The organism is Mesorhizobium sp. f-mel (assembly GCF_053850215.1).
The window spans coordinates 1-19770 of sequence record NZ_JBSPTO010000048.1 but is presented as its reverse complement, the minus strand read 5'-3'; the positions used below and the strand labels follow the sequence as shown (position 1 = coordinate 19770).

Annotated in this window: 16 protein-coding genes and 4 pseudogenes; 14 read left to right on the top strand and 6 right to left on the bottom strand. The window is 60.7% G+C overall.

The features are described 5' to 3' along the window. From ligD to ACWUKX_RS29835, 4 genes are all read left to right on the top strand, one after another. Window positions 1-152, top strand: a 152-nt coding sequence (gene ligD / locus ACWUKX_RS29850) for a non-homologous end-joining DNA ligase LigD (protein WP_456008060.1), incomplete at its 5' end; no start/stop codon positions are given. Between the two features lie 1207 nt (window positions 153-1359). Continuing rightward, window positions 1360-1608 (top strand): DUF982 domain-containing protein, encoded by a 249-nt coding sequence (locus tag ACWUKX_RS29845; RefSeq protein ID WP_029352423.1) that lies wholly within the window; start codon window positions 1360-1362, stop codon window positions 1606-1608. Window positions 1609-1749: 141 nt separating this feature from the next. Further along, window positions 1750-1875 (top strand): hypothetical protein, encoded by a 126-nt coding sequence (locus tag ACWUKX_RS29840; RefSeq protein ID WP_456010246.1) that lies wholly within the window; start codon window positions 1750-1752, stop codon window positions 1873-1875. A 288-nt stretch (window positions 1876-2163) separates the two neighbouring features. Then, window positions 2164-2376, top strand: coding sequence for a KTSC domain-containing protein (locus ACWUKX_RS29835; RefSeq protein WP_456010244.1), 213 nt, complete (start codon window positions 2164-2166; stop codon window positions 2374-2376). Window positions 2377-3096: 720 nt separating this feature from the next. Here ACWUKX_RS29835 and ACWUKX_RS29830 read toward each other — a convergent pair. Continuing rightward, window positions 3097-5142 carry a family 16 glycosylhydrolase gene (locus ACWUKX_RS29830; protein ID WP_456010242.1) on the bottom strand — a complete coding sequence of 682 codons (2046 nt, stop codon included), beginning with the start codon at window positions 5140-5142 and terminating at the stop codon, window positions 3097-3099. Window positions 5143-5207: 65 nt separating this feature from the next. After that, window positions 5208-5450, bottom strand: a complete 243-nt coding sequence (locus ACWUKX_RS29825) for a hypothetical protein (RefSeq protein WP_456010241.1) — start codon at window positions 5448-5450, stop codon at window positions 5208-5210. Between the two features lie 816 nt (window positions 5451-6266). Between ACWUKX_RS29825 and ACWUKX_RS29820 the strand changes: the two genes are divergently transcribed. The 5 genes and pseudogenes from ACWUKX_RS29820 to ACWUKX_RS29800 all read left to right on the top strand — a co-directional run bounded on the left by ACWUKX_RS29820 (window position 6267) and on the right by ACWUKX_RS29800 (window position 12159). Further along, on the top strand, window positions 6267-6764 hold the full coding sequence (locus ACWUKX_RS29820) for a hypothetical protein (RefSeq protein ID WP_456010240.1): 498 nt from the start codon (window positions 6267-6269) through the stop codon (window positions 6762-6764). Continuing rightward, window positions 6655-7401, top strand: coding sequence for an adenylate/guanylate cyclase domain-containing protein (locus tag ACWUKX_RS29815; protein ID WP_456010238.1), 747 nt, complete (start codon window positions 6655-6657; stop codon window positions 7399-7401). The genes ACWUKX_RS29820 and ACWUKX_RS29815 overlap by 110 nt, the downstream gene beginning before the upstream one ends. A gap of 89 nt (window positions 7402-7490) precedes the next feature. Then, a pseudogene (locus tag ACWUKX_RS29810) lies at window positions 7491-9250 on the top strand (adenylate/guanylate cyclase domain-containing protein). 407 nt (window positions 9251-9657) lie between these two features. Further along, entirely contained in the window at window positions 9658-10257 is a 600-nt protein-coding gene (locus tag ACWUKX_RS29805) for an adenylate/guanylate cyclase domain-containing protein (RefSeq protein ID WP_456010237.1), read from the top strand. 166 nt (window positions 10258-10423) lie between these two features. Continuing rightward, window positions 10424-12159, top strand: a pseudogene (locus ACWUKX_RS29800) (adenylate/guanylate cyclase domain-containing protein). A gap of 87 nt (window positions 12160-12246) precedes the next feature. Here ACWUKX_RS29800 and ACWUKX_RS29795 read toward each other — a convergent pair. Then, window positions 12247-12792: a cupin domain-containing protein gene (locus ACWUKX_RS29795; protein ID WP_456010235.1), complete on the bottom strand. Its 546-nt coding sequence runs from the start codon at window positions 12790-12792 to the stop codon at window positions 12247-12249. Window positions 12793-12980: 188 nt separating this feature from the next. On the opposite strand from ACWUKX_RS29795, the gene ACWUKX_RS29790 reads away from it, so the two are divergent. Together ACWUKX_RS29790 and ACWUKX_RS29785 are read left to right on the top strand one after the other, a co-directional pair. Then, window positions 12981-13265: a hypothetical protein gene (locus tag ACWUKX_RS29790; RefSeq protein WP_456010234.1), complete on the top strand. Its 285-nt coding sequence runs from the start codon at window positions 12981-12983 to the stop codon at window positions 13263-13265. A 340-nt stretch (window positions 13266-13605) separates the two neighbouring features. After that, complete coding sequence (locus ACWUKX_RS29785) at window positions 13606-15825, top strand: adenylate/guanylate cyclase domain-containing protein (protein ID WP_456010233.1); 2220 nt, start codon at window positions 13606-13608, stop codon at window positions 15823-15825. A gap of 39 nt (window positions 15826-15864) precedes the next feature. On the opposite strand, the gene ACWUKX_RS29780 is transcribed toward ACWUKX_RS29785, so the two are convergent. Both ACWUKX_RS29780 and ACWUKX_RS29775 read right to left on the bottom strand, forming a co-directional pair. Continuing rightward, window positions 15865-16374 carry a YHS domain-containing (seleno)protein gene (locus ACWUKX_RS29780; RefSeq protein ID WP_456010232.1) on the bottom strand — a complete coding sequence of 170 codons (510 nt, stop codon included), beginning with the start codon at window positions 16372-16374 and terminating at the stop codon, window positions 15865-15867. 35 nt (window positions 16375-16409) lie between these two features. Further along, window positions 16410-17072 carry an ankyrin repeat domain-containing protein gene (locus ACWUKX_RS29775; protein ID WP_456010231.1) on the bottom strand — a complete coding sequence of 221 codons (663 nt, stop codon included), beginning with the start codon at window positions 17070-17072 and terminating at the stop codon, window positions 16410-16412. Window positions 17073-17279: 207 nt separating this feature from the next. Between ACWUKX_RS29775 and ACWUKX_RS29770 the strand changes: the two are divergent. The 3 genes and pseudogenes from ACWUKX_RS29770 to ACWUKX_RS29760 form a co-directional block, all read left to right on the top strand. Beyond that, window positions 17280-17534: pseudogene (locus tag ACWUKX_RS29770) on the top strand (adenylate/guanylate cyclase domain-containing protein); the annotation flags it as partial. A gap of 551 nt (window positions 17535-18085) precedes the next feature. Further along, window positions 18086-18730, top strand: coding sequence for a tetratricopeptide repeat protein (locus ACWUKX_RS29765; protein ID WP_456010248.1), 645 nt, complete (start codon window positions 18086-18088; stop codon window positions 18728-18730). A 115-nt stretch (window positions 18731-18845) separates the two neighbouring features. Further along, window positions 18846-19007 carry a hypothetical protein gene (locus ACWUKX_RS29760; protein WP_456010230.1) on the top strand — a complete coding sequence of 54 codons (162 nt, stop codon included), beginning with the start codon at window positions 18846-18848 and terminating at the stop codon, window positions 19005-19007. Between the two features lie 364 nt (window positions 19008-19371). Here ACWUKX_RS29760 and ACWUKX_RS29755 read toward each other — a convergent pair. Next, a pseudogene (locus ACWUKX_RS29755) lies at window positions 19372-19770 on the bottom strand (AhpC/TSA family protein); the annotation flags it as partial.

The following is a 19770-nucleotide window of genomic DNA, read 5'->3' as shown; positions in this document are numbered from 1 at the left end:
GCAACACCGCGGTGGGAGCCTTCTCCCCACGAGCCCGACCGGGCTTCCCAATCGCCCATCCTGTAACGTGGAGCCAAGTTGAGCGGGGTATTCGGCCCGACGGTTTCACCATCGACCATCCGTTCCGAGCGGCTGCCCGAAGGGCGGCGTAGCCGCTCGCATTCGAAGCTTTTAATGCTGCTTACCGGCGCCGAAGGGAATGAAGCGGCCGGCGACGCAATGGGTCAAACCGGGGATCAAAGCCCGCGTGAAGCATCTCAGGGGCGAGGAAGACCTTCGGCACGCCTCGCTGCAGGATTTTTGGGATGAAGAGTGGAACGCCGTTTGTGTCTCGAAGACGCGACAACGCAAAGTTCACCGACCCGGCCAAGCGCCGACTATTTGACAAGCGCGCAAATGGCGTATGCTGTCAGCGTCCAAGCTGTTGGGGGCGTAGCGGCTACATGCGCTTGTGCTACCCAACCTGGAGCTGGGGAAGTAACCGGCAAGCTCCTAGAAATCAGAGCATTTGAATTTGACGCGCTGGCACCGCCACCTATGACGACTTTTGGCTTGGGACACCAAGCCTGTGCGGATTTGTCTGGGCTAGTATCATTCGCACTTGCATACTGGGTGATTTCCCAACCGCTGACGCCGTCCTTCCCCGCTGGACCCGCAGCTCCCATTGCACCTTTAGGTCCCTGCTTGCCGGGCAGACCTTGTGGACCGACAGGCCCTTGGGCCCCTGGGGGGCCCGCCGTTGCGCAACCTGCAATCAAGGCGACACATGCTAGAGCAGTAATAACTCTCATGACCACCTCCCCGGTTTCCCGGTGAGTCCCAAAGCCTAGCAGCACGGCGCCCGCCATCGGGAGCGGCCAATGAGGCGGAGGAAGGACCCGCGCTCCTTCCAGCGCGGCCGACCCGCTGCTCCCGATCTGCAGTGGGCTGGGCGGGGCAGGGGTTGACCCACTGGTTCCCCGATAACAGTTAGTGGCTGCTAATGTTCCAGGCTCGGCGTAGGCCGACTTGGCCATGACCGGAAATGAGGCCGGTCAGAGAGATCGACCGAACCGCCGCTGTGATCCCGCCTCTACCAAACATGTGAGCATCCCCCAATTTACCCCTCATGAGTCTCCCCTGGTTCTCCCCCGGTCTACGTGAAAGTGAACCGTTCGGGCATTCGCCATGGGGGCAGCCACGTCGAGGGAGCCGCCGAGGAACTCATGCTGTGGGACACAAAGGGGCCGAAGTGGACGAAAGCGGTCCAATCATGCGTTGACGCGTTCGAGGGCAGAGTGTCCCCCAAGAGATCCGTGAAGCCTTAGAGGCGGCGGCCAAGGAGGCGAGCGTGTATCTCTCGCCTGAGTAGGAGGTATCATGGCAAGTCTTTGGTTCGTCCCTCCGGTGTTCGTGAAGACTGAAACGGACGGTGTCAGGCATGGCTGCAACAATACGAGGGCAGCCCTTGAGCAGCTCAAGAGGTGGACCCGGAGAGGACCTCGCTGGTACAAGGCGTGGACCCTCTGCCTGTCAGCACTGGAGGGCGATCCGATTGACCCTCATGTGATACGAAAGGCTTTCGTGGCTGCCGCTAAGGAGGCGGAGATGTATCTCTCGCCCGAGTAGGAGGTGCTATCCATTGGTTTCACCCTCCGGTCCAAACCGACAAACCTGGGCTCACCTACAGTCTGCACCGAGGGTGCGACTGCGGAACTCATGAAGTGGACCAAGCGGGGACCTAAGTGGAAGGAGGCCGTCGAGGTCTGCATGGCTCTCATTGAAGGCGAGCGCACGCCCGACGACGTTAGGAAGGCCTTCGAGGCTGCTGCCGAGGAGGAGGGGTTGCTACGCTCCTCTAACCAGCGCTCGATCCCTCCAACCGCCGGTTGGTAGACGCGACGCAGTCGGCGTGCGTAAATTCCTACGATCCGGGCACACCCGCCCCCGCCCACCCTGTGCCTGGTGAACGACTGATCGCCCGCCGTGCCGAAAGGTGCGGCGGGCTTTTTTTGACGTCCGTACGGAACACCAGCTCCGGGAGGGGGTTCGGCTCCTGCAGCATCTTCTCCTGTGAACCAATGCTGCGAGATCGGTGTCCCTCCCGATCAGCCCGCGTCCTTCCCCTCCGTAGGGCGCAGGCAACTTCTGATGGACTCTCTCCCTGATCGGAGTAGTCACGTCATGCCGTCCACCTCGATACACAAAACGGAATACGATCCGGAGCGCAAAGTCCTCTCGGTGTGGTTCGTGGCCAGCGGTAAATGCTACCAGTTTGAGGACGTGCCGCCGGAGACCTTCGCCAAGTTCCGAGCCGCCTTCGCCAAGGGCCGCTTCTTCAACGAACAGATCCGCAATCACTTCCGCTACCGTCTGGTTGGACCCGCGGTCGACTGAGCACCATCAGCGGACGATCTCTCTTCTGGCAGGGATGCGGCTCATTCGTCGCGGCCGTCCGGCCAGCCTTTGCGAGGGTAAGGTCGGACATCGGAACGAAAGGCGGATTCGCGGATTCTACTGCTAGACAATCGGAATCGTCGCCCATGAGGCTCGCGACCCTCCACCTTGAAACTGCGAGATACGGCGATGTATATCGCGCCGAAAGGCTCGCGCGGCTGAGGCAGCAAATGATCCGGCACATCAAGCGCACTGACGCCTCGGCTCAAAAAGTCGAGCAAGCGCTGGCTAGTTTGGCCGAAGCAAACGCACCCATGCACCGGCTCGCGCGGCATCAGTAGGGCCGCGATCATGCGCGCCTCCGCACCGGCACGATGTGCGGCGGGTTGTTCGGTTGCTGCATGTGGCGTTCTCTCCACATCCGTTCGCGATGCCTGTCCTTACCCCCGTGGGGGCGCGGGCTTCATTCGACCATGGTGGCTAAGACCAGAACGGCCCAGGACGAACACGGCCATTAGCGCAACAAAAAGCAAAGCGGCGATCCACGGCGCCCTTCCGGTGCCCCATCACACGACGTCCCTGCTGCCAAAGACATCCAACACAGTTATGATTAAGTAGAACTAATTAGAGCATCGCTCGAAAAAGAGGTCACCGGTTTTTCGAACAAAGCGATCGCAAACTAGAAGTTACAGCGGTGCGCGCGCCGCTGTAGGCGCCGGATCAGATCACGAAAAAATCGTCGGCCAGCAGCGTCGGCCTGTTCGTCAGCGTCGCGAGCTGTGTCACGCCGCCTGCGACGTTTCCGTTGGAATCGTAAAACAACGCACCCGTAACCTTGTCATAGACGATGTGGTCGTCGGCGTCGTGCGCGCTAGTCCCAGCGAAGAAGTACCTTGGCTCGAGGGCTCCGGTGGCTCCAAGCCCCTGCATTACCGAATTCTGGAGCCTGAATGTATCGGCCGTATGGTTGAAATCCGTGATGATGTCGCGGTTGGCCACTGAGAGCGGCGCGCTGAAAACGAAGGAATCGTTGCCGGCGCCACCAGTAAGCCGGTCAATGCCAAGGCCGCCCGTTAGTGCATCGTTGCCACCGTGCCCAAGCACGGTATCATTGCCTCGGCCGCCGTCCAGTTTGTTGTCGCTGTCGTTGCCGTCGAGCACGTTGTCGAGGGAATTTCCCGTGGCTCCGACGTTGGCGTTTCCGGTCAGACGCAGATTTTCTACCAGCCTGCGATCGACCGCCAGTGAGTACGTGACCAAGCTGAAAATCTGGTCGAGGCCCGCTTCGTCGATGACGTTGTCCAGTACATTGTCCACATAATAGGTGTCGTTGCCGGCACCGCCATTCATCAGGTCGGCCCCGGTCCCGCCATCGAGAAGGTCGGTGCCATCATAGCCCGCCAACCGGTCGCTACCCGCCCCGCCCCTTATGGTGTCGTTGCCGGCAAGGCCGTATAGCGTGTTGTTCCCATTGTTCCCGGTCAGCTCATTGTCGGAAGAATTGCCGCGACCATTGATAGCGCCAAGACCGATGAGGGTCAGATTTTCGACATAGGATGGCAGTGAATAGGTGCTCGAGCTGAACACCCAATCGTTGCCCGCCGCATCGGCCTCGACCACACGGTCGAGCGCATTGTCGACATAGTAGGTATCGTCGCCCGCGCCGCCCTCCATCTTGTCGATTCCTACCCCGCCGTCGAGCAGGTTGCTGCCAGCGTTGCCGACCAGCGTGTTGTCGAGTTCGTTACCCATCGCGTCGATGTCGGCAACGCCGGTGAGCGTGAGCTGCTCTATTTGCTGGCCGGACAGCGAATACGTCATCGAGGTGATGACCAGATCGATGCCGGCGCCGTCAGCCTCAATGACTACGTCGAATGCGTTGTCGACGCGGTAGGTGTCGTTGCCGAAACCGCCGGACAATTTGTCAGCACCGGCTCCGCCGTCCAGAACGTCGTCAAAGCTGCCGCCGTTCAGGATATCCGCCGCATCCGTCCCGGTCAGGTGCTGCTCCATCACGTCCGGCGCGGCATAGGCGCGCACGTAGTCGATGACCATCTTGTAGGTGCCGGACGCCCGCTCGACTTCAAGGGGATTCATGGCAAGCGAGGCCAACATATAGAGCGGCGTGCGGAAGGACTCGCTCATTGGAAAGCGGCTCAGCTCCTTGCCGTCATAGTACACGGTGATCCAGTCCGTCGTGATCCTCGCGCCGTAGGTGTGAAACGTCCCGTCGAACATCGTACTGGCGAGGCCCGTATAGTTGCCTTTCGAAGCGTGGCTTTCCTTATTGCTCAAGTGCACCGCCTGGTGATGACCATCGGGATCGCCCCCATACGCTTCAACGATGTCGACCTCGACGCGTGGCACAGTCTGATCGGGCGAAAGCATCCAGAAAGCCGGCCAGGCTCCCGCCCCGCCGTGAAAGGCTGCGCGCATCTCGAAGTACCCGTACTCTTGCGCGAAACCCTGGCCGGCGCTGTTAACCGTTTGCATCGTTCCCGACTGCCAGACGCCGTCCACCTGCTTCATGGTAATGGTCAGCTGCCCGTCAGAGACGGAGAACGGGTTCGTTGCCCCTACCGGCGACATGAACGTGGCGGCCCCATAGGGGGCATGCACAGGCGCGAACCACTTGCCAGTGCCGTTGTTCGGCACGACATCAAGCGTGTTGAACTCGTCAGAAAAGGAGAGCTTGAACCCCGAGAGGTTCAGCTCCGATCCTTTGTACTGTCCGGTCCAATCGCCAGGAAGAGCAATCGCAGCCATTGATGGGCTCCTCGTTCTCGCAACATCTTCGCGGTAGACCCCACCAAGATCTAATCGTCCATTTGTTAACGGAACGTAACGGACACCGATTCCGCCGCAAATGGGGTCAGTGCGGTTATCCCCAACGCTTCACGAGAAATTTGGGAGAAGTCGCAAGTCAGTTGACGTAGCGGCACACGATACTGCGAATCCTCCGATACCGTGACGCCGGGCTCGAACGTCGCCGCAACCAGCCGCTCCTTCTCCGCCCGCCACCAGCGCCGCCGGCGCTGCACCGAGGTGATCACTTCCACGCGCGCAATCGTCATACGACTCCTCCCAGGATTATTCCCCGGACTTGCAATGTTCGTCCTAAGGCGACAAGGCGGCCTTCACCGTAGGCTTGTAGGCCGGCGGAGGCGGCCTTCAGTCGGGGTTTCAAGAGGCTCACGGACGTCTCGCCAGCGGGGTGGCGCGACGGTCGGCGCAGATAGGATGGCCGAACGTCCGTTTTCTCAATCCGATTCGGACCTGCAATCTCGCCTCCGGAATGACCATTAGGGGTCAGGTCACGACACTACTGACACGGACTGAATGTCCGCTCTTGAAGATCGGCAGCTGGAAGCTGCCAGTCCGCTGTCGGCCCCCGAACGCGACGTCTGAGTAGTGGTTCGGCGATGACCGCTCTTGGGCGGCGAAACGGTCATTCAGCTGCGGTCGCGAAGAAGTTTTTTTCAGATGCATTCGCCTAGTGAGAATTCACCCAACCATCAGGCTGCTGCCGCACCGTCACAAGGGTCGCGGTCTGAGCCGGACCGGACATTGGCGATGGCCAAGACGGAGGTCGGCAATAAGTGTGGTGAGCGGTCATTCGCAGAGAGCCCGCGTAACTCGCTAGCCTCAATCCCGAATTTTGATATGCTGTCCGGCATGCGCGACTATGCGCGCACGGATTAGGACGCCCAGAACTCTGACCGAGGCGCTGCGATGCCGTACCAAACGCCCGCCAACGAGACGGAGTGGCTTGGTGCCGTCCGAGCACTTAATCTTCTCGATACCCCGCCGGAGATCGCCTATGACGACATTGGCGAACTGGCTGGGCAGATTTGCCGCAGATTTGCCGGTGCCCCGTAGCCTATGTCAGCTTGATGGACGACGACCGCCTCTGGCTAAAGGCCAAGTATGGCCTTCCTCCGAACTTTAACCAGTGTCCGCGCGAAATCGCATTCTGCGCTACGACTGTTTGCGGCACCGAGATGGTCGTAGCGCCCGATCTGCTCATGGACTCCCGATTCAATCAAATCCCGTTTGTTACGGGCGAACCGCACTTCAAGTTCTATTGTGGCATTCCGCTTGTGACCGAAGCAGGTTATGCATTGGGGACACTCTGTGTGATGGATTTCGTGCCGCGTCAGCTGGCCTTTGAACAAACTGAGTCGCTGCGCCGCCTTTCGCGCCAGGTGCTGACACAATTGGAGCTGCGCCGCAAACTCATCGAGCGACCAAGCATTGAAAGAGCTGGATCACGCGCATGTGGACTTGATCGCCGAGAAGGCGCGCACCGAAGAGCTGCTCATCAATATCCTTCCTGTGTCGATTGCCGACGAGCTCAAGAAGAGCGGCAAGGTGCAGCCGAAATATGAGCCATCGGCGACGATCCTATTTGCGGATTTCAAGGGCTTTACCCTTCTGGCCGAACGCATGGAGCCCGCCGCGCTCATCGGGCTCCTTGACCAATATTTCACAGCTTTTGACGAGATCGTAACGCGCCATGGGCTGGAAAAGCTCAAGACGATCGGCGATGCCTACATGGCCGTTGCCGGAGTGCCTACGGCCAATCGCCGGCACCCAATTGAGACCTGCCTCGCGGCACTGGAAATCCACGCCGTCACGGCCCGCATGAAGGCGCAGCGCGAGAAGATGCGGTTGCCGGCACTGGAGTTGCGTGTCGGAATCCATACTGGCCCGGTCATATCGGGCGTCGTCGGCCGGCGGAAGTTCACCTTCGATATCTGGGGCGATGCGGTGAACACGGCCGCACTCATGGAGGAGAACGGCGCGCCCGGACGGATCAATGTTTCGGAAACCATTGCCGGGCATGTCAAGACTTTATTCGAACTGGAACGCCGAGGCGCCATCGAGACCAAGCACGGGCGCAGGCTCGAAATGTTCTTCCTTAACCGGCTGAAGCTGGAGTACTCGCGCGATGCGGATGGCCGCATGCCAAGTGAAAAATTCGTCGCCGAATGCAGCCGACTGCTCAGTGGCTTTCCCGGCTAGCAAGTGAACAAGCGAAAATGGCTGGGGCGGAATGACTGGTGCAGTGATCACGTGTCTTCCTGTTATTGTGGAGACGAGGAGATGGCCCTGTGAGCGAGAACCGCAAGCTAGCCGCGATCCTGGCCGCCGACGTGGTCGGGTACAGCCGGCTGGCCGGCGCAGACGAAGATCGTACTTTGGCCAGGTTGCGGGCACTGCGCAGCGACCTGATTGACCCGACCATCGCTGTCCACAACGGACGCGTGATCAAGCGCACCGGGGATGGCGCACTGGTCGAGTTCCGCAGTGTCGTAGACGCCGTGCGCTGCGCCCTCGAAGTGCAGAATGGCATGGTCGAGCGCAATGCCGGCGTGCCGCAGGACCGCCGCATCGAGTTCCGGATCGGTATTCATTTGGGCGACGTGGTCGAGGAAAGCGACGGCGATCTGATGGGCGACGGCGTCAACATCGCCTCGCGTCTGGAGGGCGTCGCGGCGCCCGGCGCCATCTGCCTGTCCGAGGACGCCTATCGCCAGGTTAAGACGAGGCTCGACCTTTCGGTCAGCGATCTCGGCCCCACGCAGCTCAAGAACATCGCCGAGCCGGTCCGGGTGTATTCGCTGCGTGTCGGCACCGCCGAGGCAAAGGCAACCGCGACCTCCGAATCCGTGACAAGCCGGCCAGCGACGGCACCGCCGCCGAAACTGTCAGTCGCCGTGCTGCCCTTCGCCAACATGAGCGGTGATACCGAACAGGAATATTTCGCCGACGGAATCTCCGAAGACATCATCACGGCTCTATCAAAACTGTCGCAGTTGTTCGTGATCGCTCGCAATTCGACCTTCACTTTCAAGGGCAGGAACGTGAACGTTCCGGAGGTCGGCCGGAACCTCGGCGTGCGCTACGTGCTCGAGGGCAGCGTCCGCAAATCCGGCAACAGGGTACGGATCACCGCGCAGCTTGTCGACGCGACCACGGGCGGACACCTGTGGGCGGAGCGTTTCGATCGCGACCTGACCGACATCTTTGCCGTGCAGGACGACGTGACGCAGCAAATTGTCGGCGCGCTCGCGCTCAACCTGATGGAGGGCGACCAGCAGCGGCTCGCGACCGAGCACACCGACAACCTGGAAGCGTACGACTATTTCCTGCGTGGCCGAGAGCAGCTGTGGCGGTTCACGAGAGAGCAAAACATCCAGGGTCGGGAACTGTTGCAACGCGCCATCGAACTGGACCCGAAATTCGCTCCCGCCTACGCGTTCATCGCCTTCGCAAACATGCTGGACTACGGAAACCAGTGGAGCCCGTCGTCATCGACATCAATGCAACAAGCAGAAGTGTTCGCGACACGGGCAGTGGCGCTCGACAAACGATATCCTTACGCGCATTGGGCGCTGAATTGTATTCGCGACGGCACGACGTCGCCATCGGCGAGGCCAAACGCTTGATCGCCCTCGCTCCAAATCTTCCCGAAGGACACGAAAATCTCGGAATTGCACTGCATTATTCCGGCAGGTCTGCGGAGGCACTCGGGTGTGTCGACAGGGCAATGGCCTTGAACCCGTATTATCCGGACGTATACCTCCACTTCCAGGCACAAGCGATGTTCCAGTTGCGCAGGTACGAAGAGGCAATCGGCATCCTGAAGCGGCGACTTGTCCGTAACCCTGACACCGACGTCTCACGCGTGCTCCTGGCGGCGAGCTACGGCCATCTGGGCCGCTTCGAAGAAGCCCGCCATGAGTGGCAGGAAGCGTTCCGCGTCAACCCTGATTATTCTCTGGAACACCGCCGCAAAGTGTTGCCTTACAAGAACCCAGACGATTTCGAATTAGTGGTGGACGGGCTTCGCAATGCCGGCCTGGTGTAACTACGGACCAGGGGAATGCCCGGTTTTTCAACCGTCTGCAGCCACTCGCTCAAAGGAGGAGCAATGACTGGTGTTGGCGCTGGTTGCTCGTTCCGGTCAACGAGACGTTCGGCAGGAAACCCACCCTTGTCTTCCTCTCGCCCTTCCAAACTCTAGGCAAGCGATGAGGCCAAAGCAGTCATTTCAGAAGCCCAACTCCTTCTACTGTGTGATCATAACTCCGCTTAGGTGGACCCGATGGCAAGTGACAAGAACCCTCATGAGGAGATGTGGCGTGGCCTTCTGACCGACCCGCAGTCACCGCTCCATGCCGATAGGATGCAGTTCAAGCTGCTGCCAGGATCTCCCCGGTGCAAGACGTGTCTGTTCCCCCTGGGTGGGCCGCTCGTAAGGGCGCTGTCTTCCCGATGGGGCAGGAAACCCTCTCGAAAAACCCAAACTTCTGCAACCTGTGCGAAGAGTTTGTCCGCACCCATCCTGGCGGCGCCGAGATCGATCTATCGCTTCTTTTCGCCGACGTTCGAGACTCCACGAGCATGGCCGAAAGGATGACGCCTGCCGAGTTCGCTTCGCTCATGAATCGCTTCTTCAAGGCCAGCAGTGACGTTTTGATCGGCAGCGATGCGCTGGTAGACAAGTTCGTTGGCGACGAGGTTATCGGCCTGTTCCTTCCCGCTATCGTTGCCGACCATCCCGCCGCCGCTTTAGAGGCGGGCCGGCGTCTGCTTTCGGCTACCAGGCATGGCGAGCCCGGTGGACCTTGGTTGCCCATCGGCATCGGCGTCCACTCCGGTACGGCGTACGTCGGTTCCGTCGGGGACGGACTGGTCGCCGATTTCACCGCCAAATGTAGCGGCTCGCTTGGCATCTCGGGCAGGCCCCGGCGAGCTTGTGGTTGCCGAGGCGGCGTGGACCAGAGGCGGGCCACGTCACTTGCCGAACAGCGCCCATATGCTGGAACTCAAGGGGAGGGCCTCTCCCATCGAGGTTCGGGTCGTCCGCATTGACGGGATGCCGCCCAGATCCTGAGACGTCAGCGCATTCGGTGAGGGCGGATCAAAGGACAACCGAGGGCTAGTTGCCGCCTAGGATTGGGATCCGACCTGATAGACTCTTGAAATGGGCGGCATAGAATTCGGCACACTGCGTTCTGTGAAAGCGCTTGTGCGAAAAATGGCCGAAGAACGCGCCCAACGCCGTCTTGCAGCCATAATGGCTGCTGATGTGGTCGGCTATAGTCGGCTCATCGAACTAGACGAGCGGGGTACGCTCGCCGCGCTTAAGGAGCGGCGCAAGGAAATTCTGGAGCCTCTTGTCCGCCAACACCAGGGCCGGATCGTCAGGTGATGGGTGATGGCGTTCTGGTCGACTTCGCCAGTGCGGTGAACGCCGTCACTTGCGCAGTCGAATTCCAGAAGGGGATGATCGCAGGGAACCAAGGTCGCGCTGACGACCGTCACATTGTCCTACGCATCGGTATCAATCTGGGTGATGTCGTTGTCGAAGGCCGCGACCTTTTCGGTGATGGCGTGATTCTCGCCGTGCGGCTTCAGGCAATAGCCGGGCCGGGAGACATCTGCATCTCTGGCAGCGTCTACGACCAGGTTAAGCGCAAGCTTGATTTCAGTTTCGACGAACTTGGCACGCACGCGATCAAGAACATCGCCGAGCCGGTGGCCGTTTATCGCATCGTGTCATCGACCATCTCGGAGTATCAGGGGCCGGCGGAGAAGGCGCCACTGCCATTGCCCGCCAAGCCTTCCATCGCCGTCCTTGCGTTCACAAACATGAGCAACGACCCGGAACAAGAGGCGTTTGTGGATGGCCTGACCGAAGACCTGATCACGGACCTATCGAGAACCAGCGGATTGTTCGTCATCGCCAGCAACTCTGTCTTTGCTTACAAAGGTAGGCATGTGGACGTGCGCCGCATCGCTCGCGAGCTTGGTGTGCGCTATCTCCTGGAGGGTAGCGCCCGGCGGGCTGCAGGACGGGTTCGCATCAACGCCCAATTGATCGACGCAATCGGAGGGGACCACCTATGGGCGGAACGGTTCGACCGCAGCTTGGAAGATATATTCGCCGTCCAGGACGAGGTGACGGGCAAGATTGTCGACGCCTTAGCAGGTCGTTTGACTACCCAACCAGCGCGCAACAGACCTGCTAACCTGGAGGCTTATGACCTCTGTGTACGTGCGCGAGCTCTGGGGTTGCAAACGGCACTCGCCGCGAAAGAGGCCATTTTCCTGCTGGAAGGGGCGATCGCACTTGATCCGGAATATGCCGAGGCGCACCGCTGGTTGGCGCTGAACCTTTGGTTGGGTTGGGAGTTCTGGGACGAGCCGATGGATCCCAACCGGGCAAGAGCGTTGGCGGAAGCACAACAGGCCGTCGCGCTCGATCCTAACGACGCCGGGAACCACTGGGTATTGGGCATCATCCTGGGACACGAGCGCCGCTGGGCGGAATCGGATGCTGAGTTCGATGCCACCGTGAAACTGGATCCGAACTATGCCGACGCATGGGCGATGCGCTCGGATCTGGTCACGCTGAACGGCCGACCGGCCGATGGCGTCGAACACGTACGCAAGGCGCTCCGGCTCAACCCGCACCCACCCGGTTGGTATTACTGGATGTTGGGGCAGGCCCAATATGCACTTCGCGACTACGAGTCCGCGGTCCAGACGCTTCGCAGGGCCGAAACCTATCGCACAACATCGCGCCGCATCCTTGCGGCGAGCCTGGCACAACTCGGGCGTCTGGAGGAGGCGCGCCGAGAGGCACAGATGTTCATGATGAGCAATCCGAATTTCACCATCCGGCATTGGTCCGGCTCGCAACCTTTCCGCGATGAAAGCGTGCGGCGGCATTTTGTGGAGGGCTATCGCATGGCTGGGCTGCCAGAATGAACGGTTGGCGGGGCCGCCTTGACATGGCCAACGGAGACTTGCGGCACCGGATCGCACGACGTGAGGATCTCGCGGCCATCACCGTGCTTATGGATGCGGCGTTCGCCGAACTCCAGAAGCCCTTTCTTGACAACGCCCAAATCCGATCCAGCCGTAGTTGATACCTCCCGGCCCGAAAAAATGAACTTCGATGATACCCTCTTCGCCTGCCGTCCAGACGTAATGCGCATGATTTGCTGGCTGCGCGTAGAAGGCGCCCGGTTTGAGCAGGTCACCTTTCTTTTCGACCTTTTCGCCAACACTAAAGCCGACGCTACCGCTGATCACGGTGATGGTCTCGGCATACGGGTGAGTATGGGGCGGAACCTGATAGTCGGCCGGAAACTTGGCGCGCAGGACGACCACGTCGCCAGCTTTTGTCGGATCGCCCGCAGTCTGATCTGCCAGCCCGAGATCATTGTCGCTACATGGAAGGCTGCTCGCCAAAGCGACGCGGTAATCACCGAGGGCGAGGCGAGAGCGGCCCTCATTGAATTCGGCCCCCTCTGGGGCGAACTTTTCCCAGGCGAGCAGGCGCGCATCATCCAGCTTCTGGTCGAGCGGGTGGATGTCGGCGCCGACAGGGTTTTCCATCCGCCTGCGAACTGACGGGGTGGTTGGGCTGGCTGCGGAACTCGCTCGTCGCCAGGACGAGAGGAGTGCCGCTTGATGGCCGACGCCAACATCACCGAGGATGGGCGTACGATCACCATTGTGCTTCCTCTGACGGTTCGCAAACGGGGAGGGCGGAAGCTGGTGGTATCGCCGTCAGGCGAGGAGCAATGGGCGCCATCAACCCCCGGATGGAGACCACGCTGATCAAAGCCATTGCCCGTGCCCATCGCTGGCAGCAGTTGCTGGAATCCGGTCTTTACGCCACCGCCGAAGATATCGCCAAGGCCGAGAAAATCAGCGCCTCCTACATAAGCCGAATGCTTCAGCTCACGCTGCTCTCGCCCGCTCTCGTCGAGATGGTGCTAGATGGGCGTCAGCCGGCAACAATGACCACCACCGACCTAATGTCGATGTCTGCAGAATGGCACGCGCAGCGCATGGTTCGGGTATAAGTCTCCTTTGCGCCGAAGCGGACGCGTGGCGGCCAAGCGCTGAACGTCTTGAGAGGGGCCGGAGGCAGACCGGCAGCTTCGGCCTGCGAATCTTCAAAAGCGGACATTCAGGTTGAGTGTAGGGAACCGTCGTGACGTGACCCGAAGCCGATGTCTGCTTCCCACGACCACGGCAGCTTTGCGCCGATCTCGTTGAAGAAATGCCGGGTGGCGCCCTGGGCCGTGAGCTTCTGGGGGCCCTTGAGTATCCCAAGTTCGGGGAGGGCCGGGGTCCGTTCGATCTCCTGCTGCCGACCGTACATATGGCCTTGCCGCAGCGCTTTCCCTATAGTTATGCCCGGTGGAAAAGGTTCAACATCTGGAACGCAAGCTGATCGCTATCCTCGCCGCAGACGTGGTGGGATACAGCGGGCTGATGGGCCTGGACGAGACGGGCACTCTCACCCGGCTAAAGGCGCTTCGCCGCGAATTCATCGAGCCCTCGATCGCGGAATACCATGGCCGCATCGTCAAGCTGATGGGCGATGGGGCATTGGTCGAATTTGCCAGCGTCGTCGATGCGGTGGCGTGCGCCGTCGAGATCCAGCGGCTCACCGGCGCACAGAACCTCAACGTGCCGGAAGACTCACGCATCGTGTTCCGCATCGGGATCAACCTGGGCGACGTGATCATCGACAAGGACGATTTCTACGGCGACGGCGTCAACATCGCGGCCCGCCTGGAGGGACTGAGCGACCCCGGCGGGATCGTCATCTCCGGCACCGCCTACGATCAGGCCCACAACAAGCTCGGCCTGACCTTCAGGTCGCTCGGCGAACTACGCCTCAAAAATATCCCGGAGCGGGTTCGCGCCTATCGCGTAGTGCTGGAGCAGACCGTGAGCGCCAGGCAGCCGCGGCCGCGCCGAAGGATCGGGATCGCCGCGGCGCTGCTGGCGCTGCTGCTGGCAGCGGGCGTTGGGCTGGCTCTCTGGCCGCAGGCGATTTCCCTTCTTGGCGGTCGCACTGATACGCCCCCTGACGCGGCCGAAGGCAAGCCGTCCATCGCCGTGCTGCCCTTTGCCGATCTCGGCGAGATTGCGGGACAGGACTATTTTGCTGAGGGGCTGACAGACGATCTCATCACGGATCTGTCGAAGATCTCCGGACTCCTGGTCATTGCCCGCAACTCTTCGTTCTCCTTCAAGGAACGGCCTGTCGATATCCCGCAGATCGCGAACGAATTGAAGGTCCGCTATGTGGTCGAGGGCAGCGTGCGCCGCGCCGGAGATACGGTGCGCATTAACGTGCAGCTTATCGACACGACAACCGGGAGCAACGTCTGGGCCGAGCGCTACGATCGCGACTACGCCCGAATATTCTTTCTGCAGGACGAATTAATAGGGCGGATCGTCGAGGCACTCTCCGTACGCGTGACGGAAGGCGAAAGAGCACAGATTGCTCGTCTCCCGACGCGAAATCTGAAGGCATACGATTTCTACACCCGCGCCGAGCAGAAAGCATATGTGGTCGACTTCAGCTCTCTGGGGGAAGCTCTGTCCCTGTATCAAAAAGCAATCAACCTCGATCCTGCCTTCGCCGATGCCTATTCGGGCTATGCGCGGACCACAGTGGACGTGCTCGGCTTCGATTTCCAGCGGCTCATGTTGAGTGCCGTGGCGCGTCAGCGCGCCTATGAAGCGGCGGGGAGAGCCTTGGAGCTCAATCCCCAGTCGTCACGCGCCTATGCCGTGCTCGGTATTCTGCAGATGCTGGACGGCGAAATCAACGAGGCGCTCGCGTCGGTCCGCAAAGCGGTCGCGCTCGACCCGAACGGCGCCGAGGCGGAGCTCAACCTGGCGATCGTGCTGACCTATGCGGGACAGAGCCCGGAGGCGCTGGGGGCAATGGAGCGCGTGTTACAGCTCGATCCCAAGCCGCGGCCGCAGGTCTTCGACTACTACGGCCTCGTGCTCTACATGAACCATCAATACGAAAAGGCCCTCCAGGCACTCAACCACGTCAAGCCGGAAGAGCGAAGCGACCTCGGCCTCGAAACCCTGGCCATGGCAAACGCGCGCCTGGGCCGTATGGCCGAGGCGCACGACGCCGTCGCAGCAATCCTGAAAAAGATCCCCTCGCAGAACCTCGCCGCTTATCGTGTCATTTACGCCCACCATCGACGGCAACAGGACCTGGATGATCGGCTGGATGCTCTTCGCGTCGCGGGGGTTCCAAAGCGGATCTTTGGTTTTCAAGGGCGCGAGGAGGATCGCCTGGACTCCGCCGCCATACGAGCCTTGACAGGCGATCGGACCTGGATCGGAAAGCAACACAACGGCCCACCGTTTGTCATGGAGCTGAGTGCAAACGGAGATTTTGCCCTGAGCTCAGAAGGCGGCATCATCACCGGTGCGTTCACCCTGGAGGCCGACCTCTTCTGTACGCAATCCGCCGCGACCCTGCTCGGCCGCAAGTTCTGTGGCCCGCTCTATCGCAATCCGCAAGGGAGCAGCCCAACGCAGGACGAGTACATTTGGCCGGACTCGGTCATGGAATGGCATTTCTCGGTAGCACCATGACCGGATTTGCAGAACCGCGACGTTCGGCTCGAGCCGAGGTCAGTTACCGGCGGCTCGCGCCTTGAATTCCTTCGCTTCGACCGCAGGCCATTCGGCATCAGCCTTCGCAAGGACGGCGGCTGGGTCGGCATCGAAGTCCTCCTCCAGTCCGCCCTTGCCGGAGAACAGGAAGAGCTTGCCGTCGACGATGCGCCACGCTTCCGGGTCAATGTTCGCTGATGCCTGGTCGAAAGCTGCGCCCAGAGTGCAGAAGCCGCCATACTGAGGGGCATAGCGCACCGGCTCGGAAGCAAAGGCGTCGCGGTGTTTGACACTGGCGAAGTACCAGGTCGCCCCCAGCCATTTCTTCGAGATCTCCGGCGAACCCGGGGTTGGGCGACCGTCGGTGAAATACGCCACCGGATCGTAGCCCAATATGGCGACGTTGCCGAAGTATCCGGTGTTCACTCCCTCGACCGCATGGGATGCGCCCGCGCCAACAAGGACGCAGGCGGCTGTAATGCTAGCCAGCAGGCAACTCCGAATTGCCCTGGAACCATTCGCTGTCATCTCTTCCTCCGTAGGCCAGAGCGGGCAGCACCCAATCAGTTGCTGGCCGCAAGGCAGTTTGTGTACGACGCTCCCATTTTCTCTCTGGGCTGGCATTTCGCTCCGTGCTGCTTGAGCAAAACCATGACTTGCGTGCTCTGAAAGAATGTCGCGCGGCTTAGAGGCGTAAACCCGTACTCCTGGATTGCCTCGACCTGAGCGCCGCGCTCGATCAACAACTCGGCGACGGCCACTTGGTTCTCCTCTGCCGCCACGTGCAGTGGGGTGATCTTGTGCAGGCTCAGCGCATCGACTTCGGCGCCGTGGTCGAGCAACAGTTCTGCTATCTCGAGGCTTCCGGAATAGGACGCCGCATGAAGCGCCGAGAAGCCGCGATCATTGCGGGCGTCGATGTCGGCCTTTGCCTCAATCAGTACTGCGGCTACCTCCGCCTTGCCGGCAAGCGCCGCATCGATCAGTGGAGTCTCGCCGGTCTCGTCGCGACTGTTCACATCGGCGCCTTGTGTGAGGAGTGCCGCGACTCTAGCGGCATCGCCTTCGCGCACGGCAACATGAAGCGGGTCGGCAGTCGCTGGTCCTGCGCCAAACCAGAAAATGGACGCAAGGACTACCACAAGGCGGAGGCGCCGGCTCTCGTCTGTTACGAAAAGCCTCACCCAGAGCGGCGGGTTCCTTAGCGGCCAAATCTGCCTGGACATCCTCATAGCCAAAACCTCCGAACGACATCTGCGCGCGGATAGGCGTCTATATGAAGCTACTCTAATACATTCGTTGGGTGACGGCTACAGGATGCGTAGGTGGCGCCGAGGCGAACAAAGGCGCAGCGGGGCATCGGGTCACGGGCGGGCGATCCGATCGTGCGCCAGCCGGAAATTGCCCGCCATCACGGCCGGATTTTCAAGCTTATGGGCGACGGGATGCTCGCCGAATTTGGCAGCGTGGTGGACGCCGTGGAATGCGCCGTCTCGCTGCAGCGAGGGCTGGCGGAACGGAATGCCGCCGTTCCCGAGGACCAGCGGATCCGGGTCAGGATCGGGATCAATCTCGGCGAGGTGATCGTCGAGGGCGAGGACCGGTATGGCGAGGGCGTCAATGTCGCGGCCAGGCTTCAGCAGCTGGCAGACCCGGGCGGCATCTGTGTCTCTGGAAAGGTCGCCAGGGAGGTTGAGAAGAAGCTGGCTTTCGGCTTCGAGCCGATGGGCGAGCAGAAGGTGAAGAATATCGCCGAACCGGTGCAGGCCTTCCGCGTCATCCTTGAGGGACAAGCCCCACGCCAACCAGCGAGGTCATCGCCTCTGCGCTGGGTTTGGGCAGCAGCAGCTGTGCCAGTCCTTATTCTGGTCTTGGCCGGGACGGTCTGGCAATTCTGGCCGACTGCGACAGTAAACGGCAAACCGTCGGTAGCGGTGCTGCCGTTCGACAACTATGGCGGCGACCAGGCGACCGGACGCCTCGCCGATGGCCTCACTGAGGACATAATCACCGATCTGGCGGGGTTCCCTGAATTCCAGGTGATCGCCCGTAACTCGACTGAACAATACCGGGACAAACCAGCCGTGCCGAGTGAAGTGGGTAAGGCGCTTGACGCAGGATTTGTGGTCGAGGGTTCCATCCAGCGTCAGTCTGACCGCGTAAGAATTACGGCGCAGCTCATCGATGCTAAAACGGGCAAACATCTTTGGTCGCAGCGCTGGGACCGCCGGACGAGGACTTGTTCGCAATCCAGATCGAAATTTCCGAGCAGATTTCGAACCGTCTCGGCGGCGGCGCAGGTTTGGTCCAGGAGGCGGGCCGCATCACCGCCCACCGAAAGCCGCCCGAGAATCTCAACGCCTACGAACTTTATCTGCTCGGCACCGAAAAACTCGAGCAAGTCAATCAGGCGGATGTCGAGGAGGCCGTGAGGCTGCTCACTCGCGCGGTCGAACTGGACCCCGGCCTTGCCCGCGCCTGGGTCGAACTTAGCCATTCCCATAGTGTCTTAACCGGTTTTGGGGTTGAACCCGACAAGAACCGGGCTCTCTCTGCCGAGGCTGCCGAGCGCGCCGTCCAGCTCGACCCGAGCGATGCCGAGGCGCATGCTGTTCATGCCACGATTCTAGGTGACAGAGGCGAATTCGAACGCGCCAAGGCAGAGTTCGATACCGCACTGCGTCTCGCTCCCAGTCAGTTCGAAGTTCTGACTTTCTATATCGATTGGGCCTCAACCTTCGGCGAGCCTGAGCGCACCGCGGAACTGGTCGACAAGGCGGTCAGTCTCAACCCAGTTTCCCGATGTGGAGTGCCAGGATTTTCACTCACGCCTACTTCATGGCGGGCCGGCATGAGGATGCCCTGCGGATGCTGGACCGCTTGACGCCGGAAAACTATGGAAGGAACACTGGGTGATACGTTCTGGCGCGCTTGCGGCTCTTGGCCGAACTGAAGAGGCGAAGGTCTCGGTAACGGACGCGCTCAGGCGGTTTCCAAATTTGACCGTCGAGGGATTTGCTAATATCCCCGGATTCAGCGAAGCGGAGCGCCAGCGGTTGATCGAAACCATGCGGCTCGTCGGCTTTCCTGATTGCGCCAAGGCGGAAGAGCTCGCGAGGATAAAGAAGCCACTGCGCCTGCCGGAGTGTGCTTCGCCGTAATCGCGTTGAATGGCGGCCACGGATGACAAACGTCTCGATCGGTCCGAGACGCGGTCTTCGTTTCACGGACCGCGAAAGCCCAGATGTGGCGCGTCCGCTTCCTGAGCCGCAGAACCCCGAAATAGGCGTCGAAGGACTGACTTGGGTGGAAACTTGCCGTATGGCACGCCTGTCGGAATGACGTGATTGCGGCAAGGAGCGGACGTCGCCCAGCCCATGCGCTGAGGCTTGCTCACTCTAGCGTTGGGTCGCTCCGCGGGCCGTTGAATGGAAATCGAAGAAGCCTACGGGCAGACCTTAGCCCTCCGTCGATGATGGTTAAATCCACAGAATCACCACAGGACGGTGGTCGTCGAGCGAGTTTTCAGCAGCCTAGTTCTGAATGTGCAACTTGGGAAGCTGCCGACATCAATTCCTCGGGATTCGGCGCCCTGAACGTATTGAGGCCATCCTCCAGAACTTCAGTGAAGCTCCAGCGTACGATGCCCCCCGGTCGATTAGGAACTGACCGACAAGCTGCCCCTGGCCGGAAGCCATCATCGCCTGCTGATCGGCTTCCGTAATCTCATATCCTTCCTTCTTGTTGAGAAACTCGTTCATTGCCATGACGCCCATAGGCTCGGGCAACTCGCCCGGGAGATGGATCCGTATCGCCATGACCGTGTCCATCCCGACCTCGCGCAGGCGGAAAGCACGGTGCGAGGCCCGCTCCGGGTCGGATGCGGCGAGAAGATCGGGTGCCGGGTGGTAACGGAAATAGAGC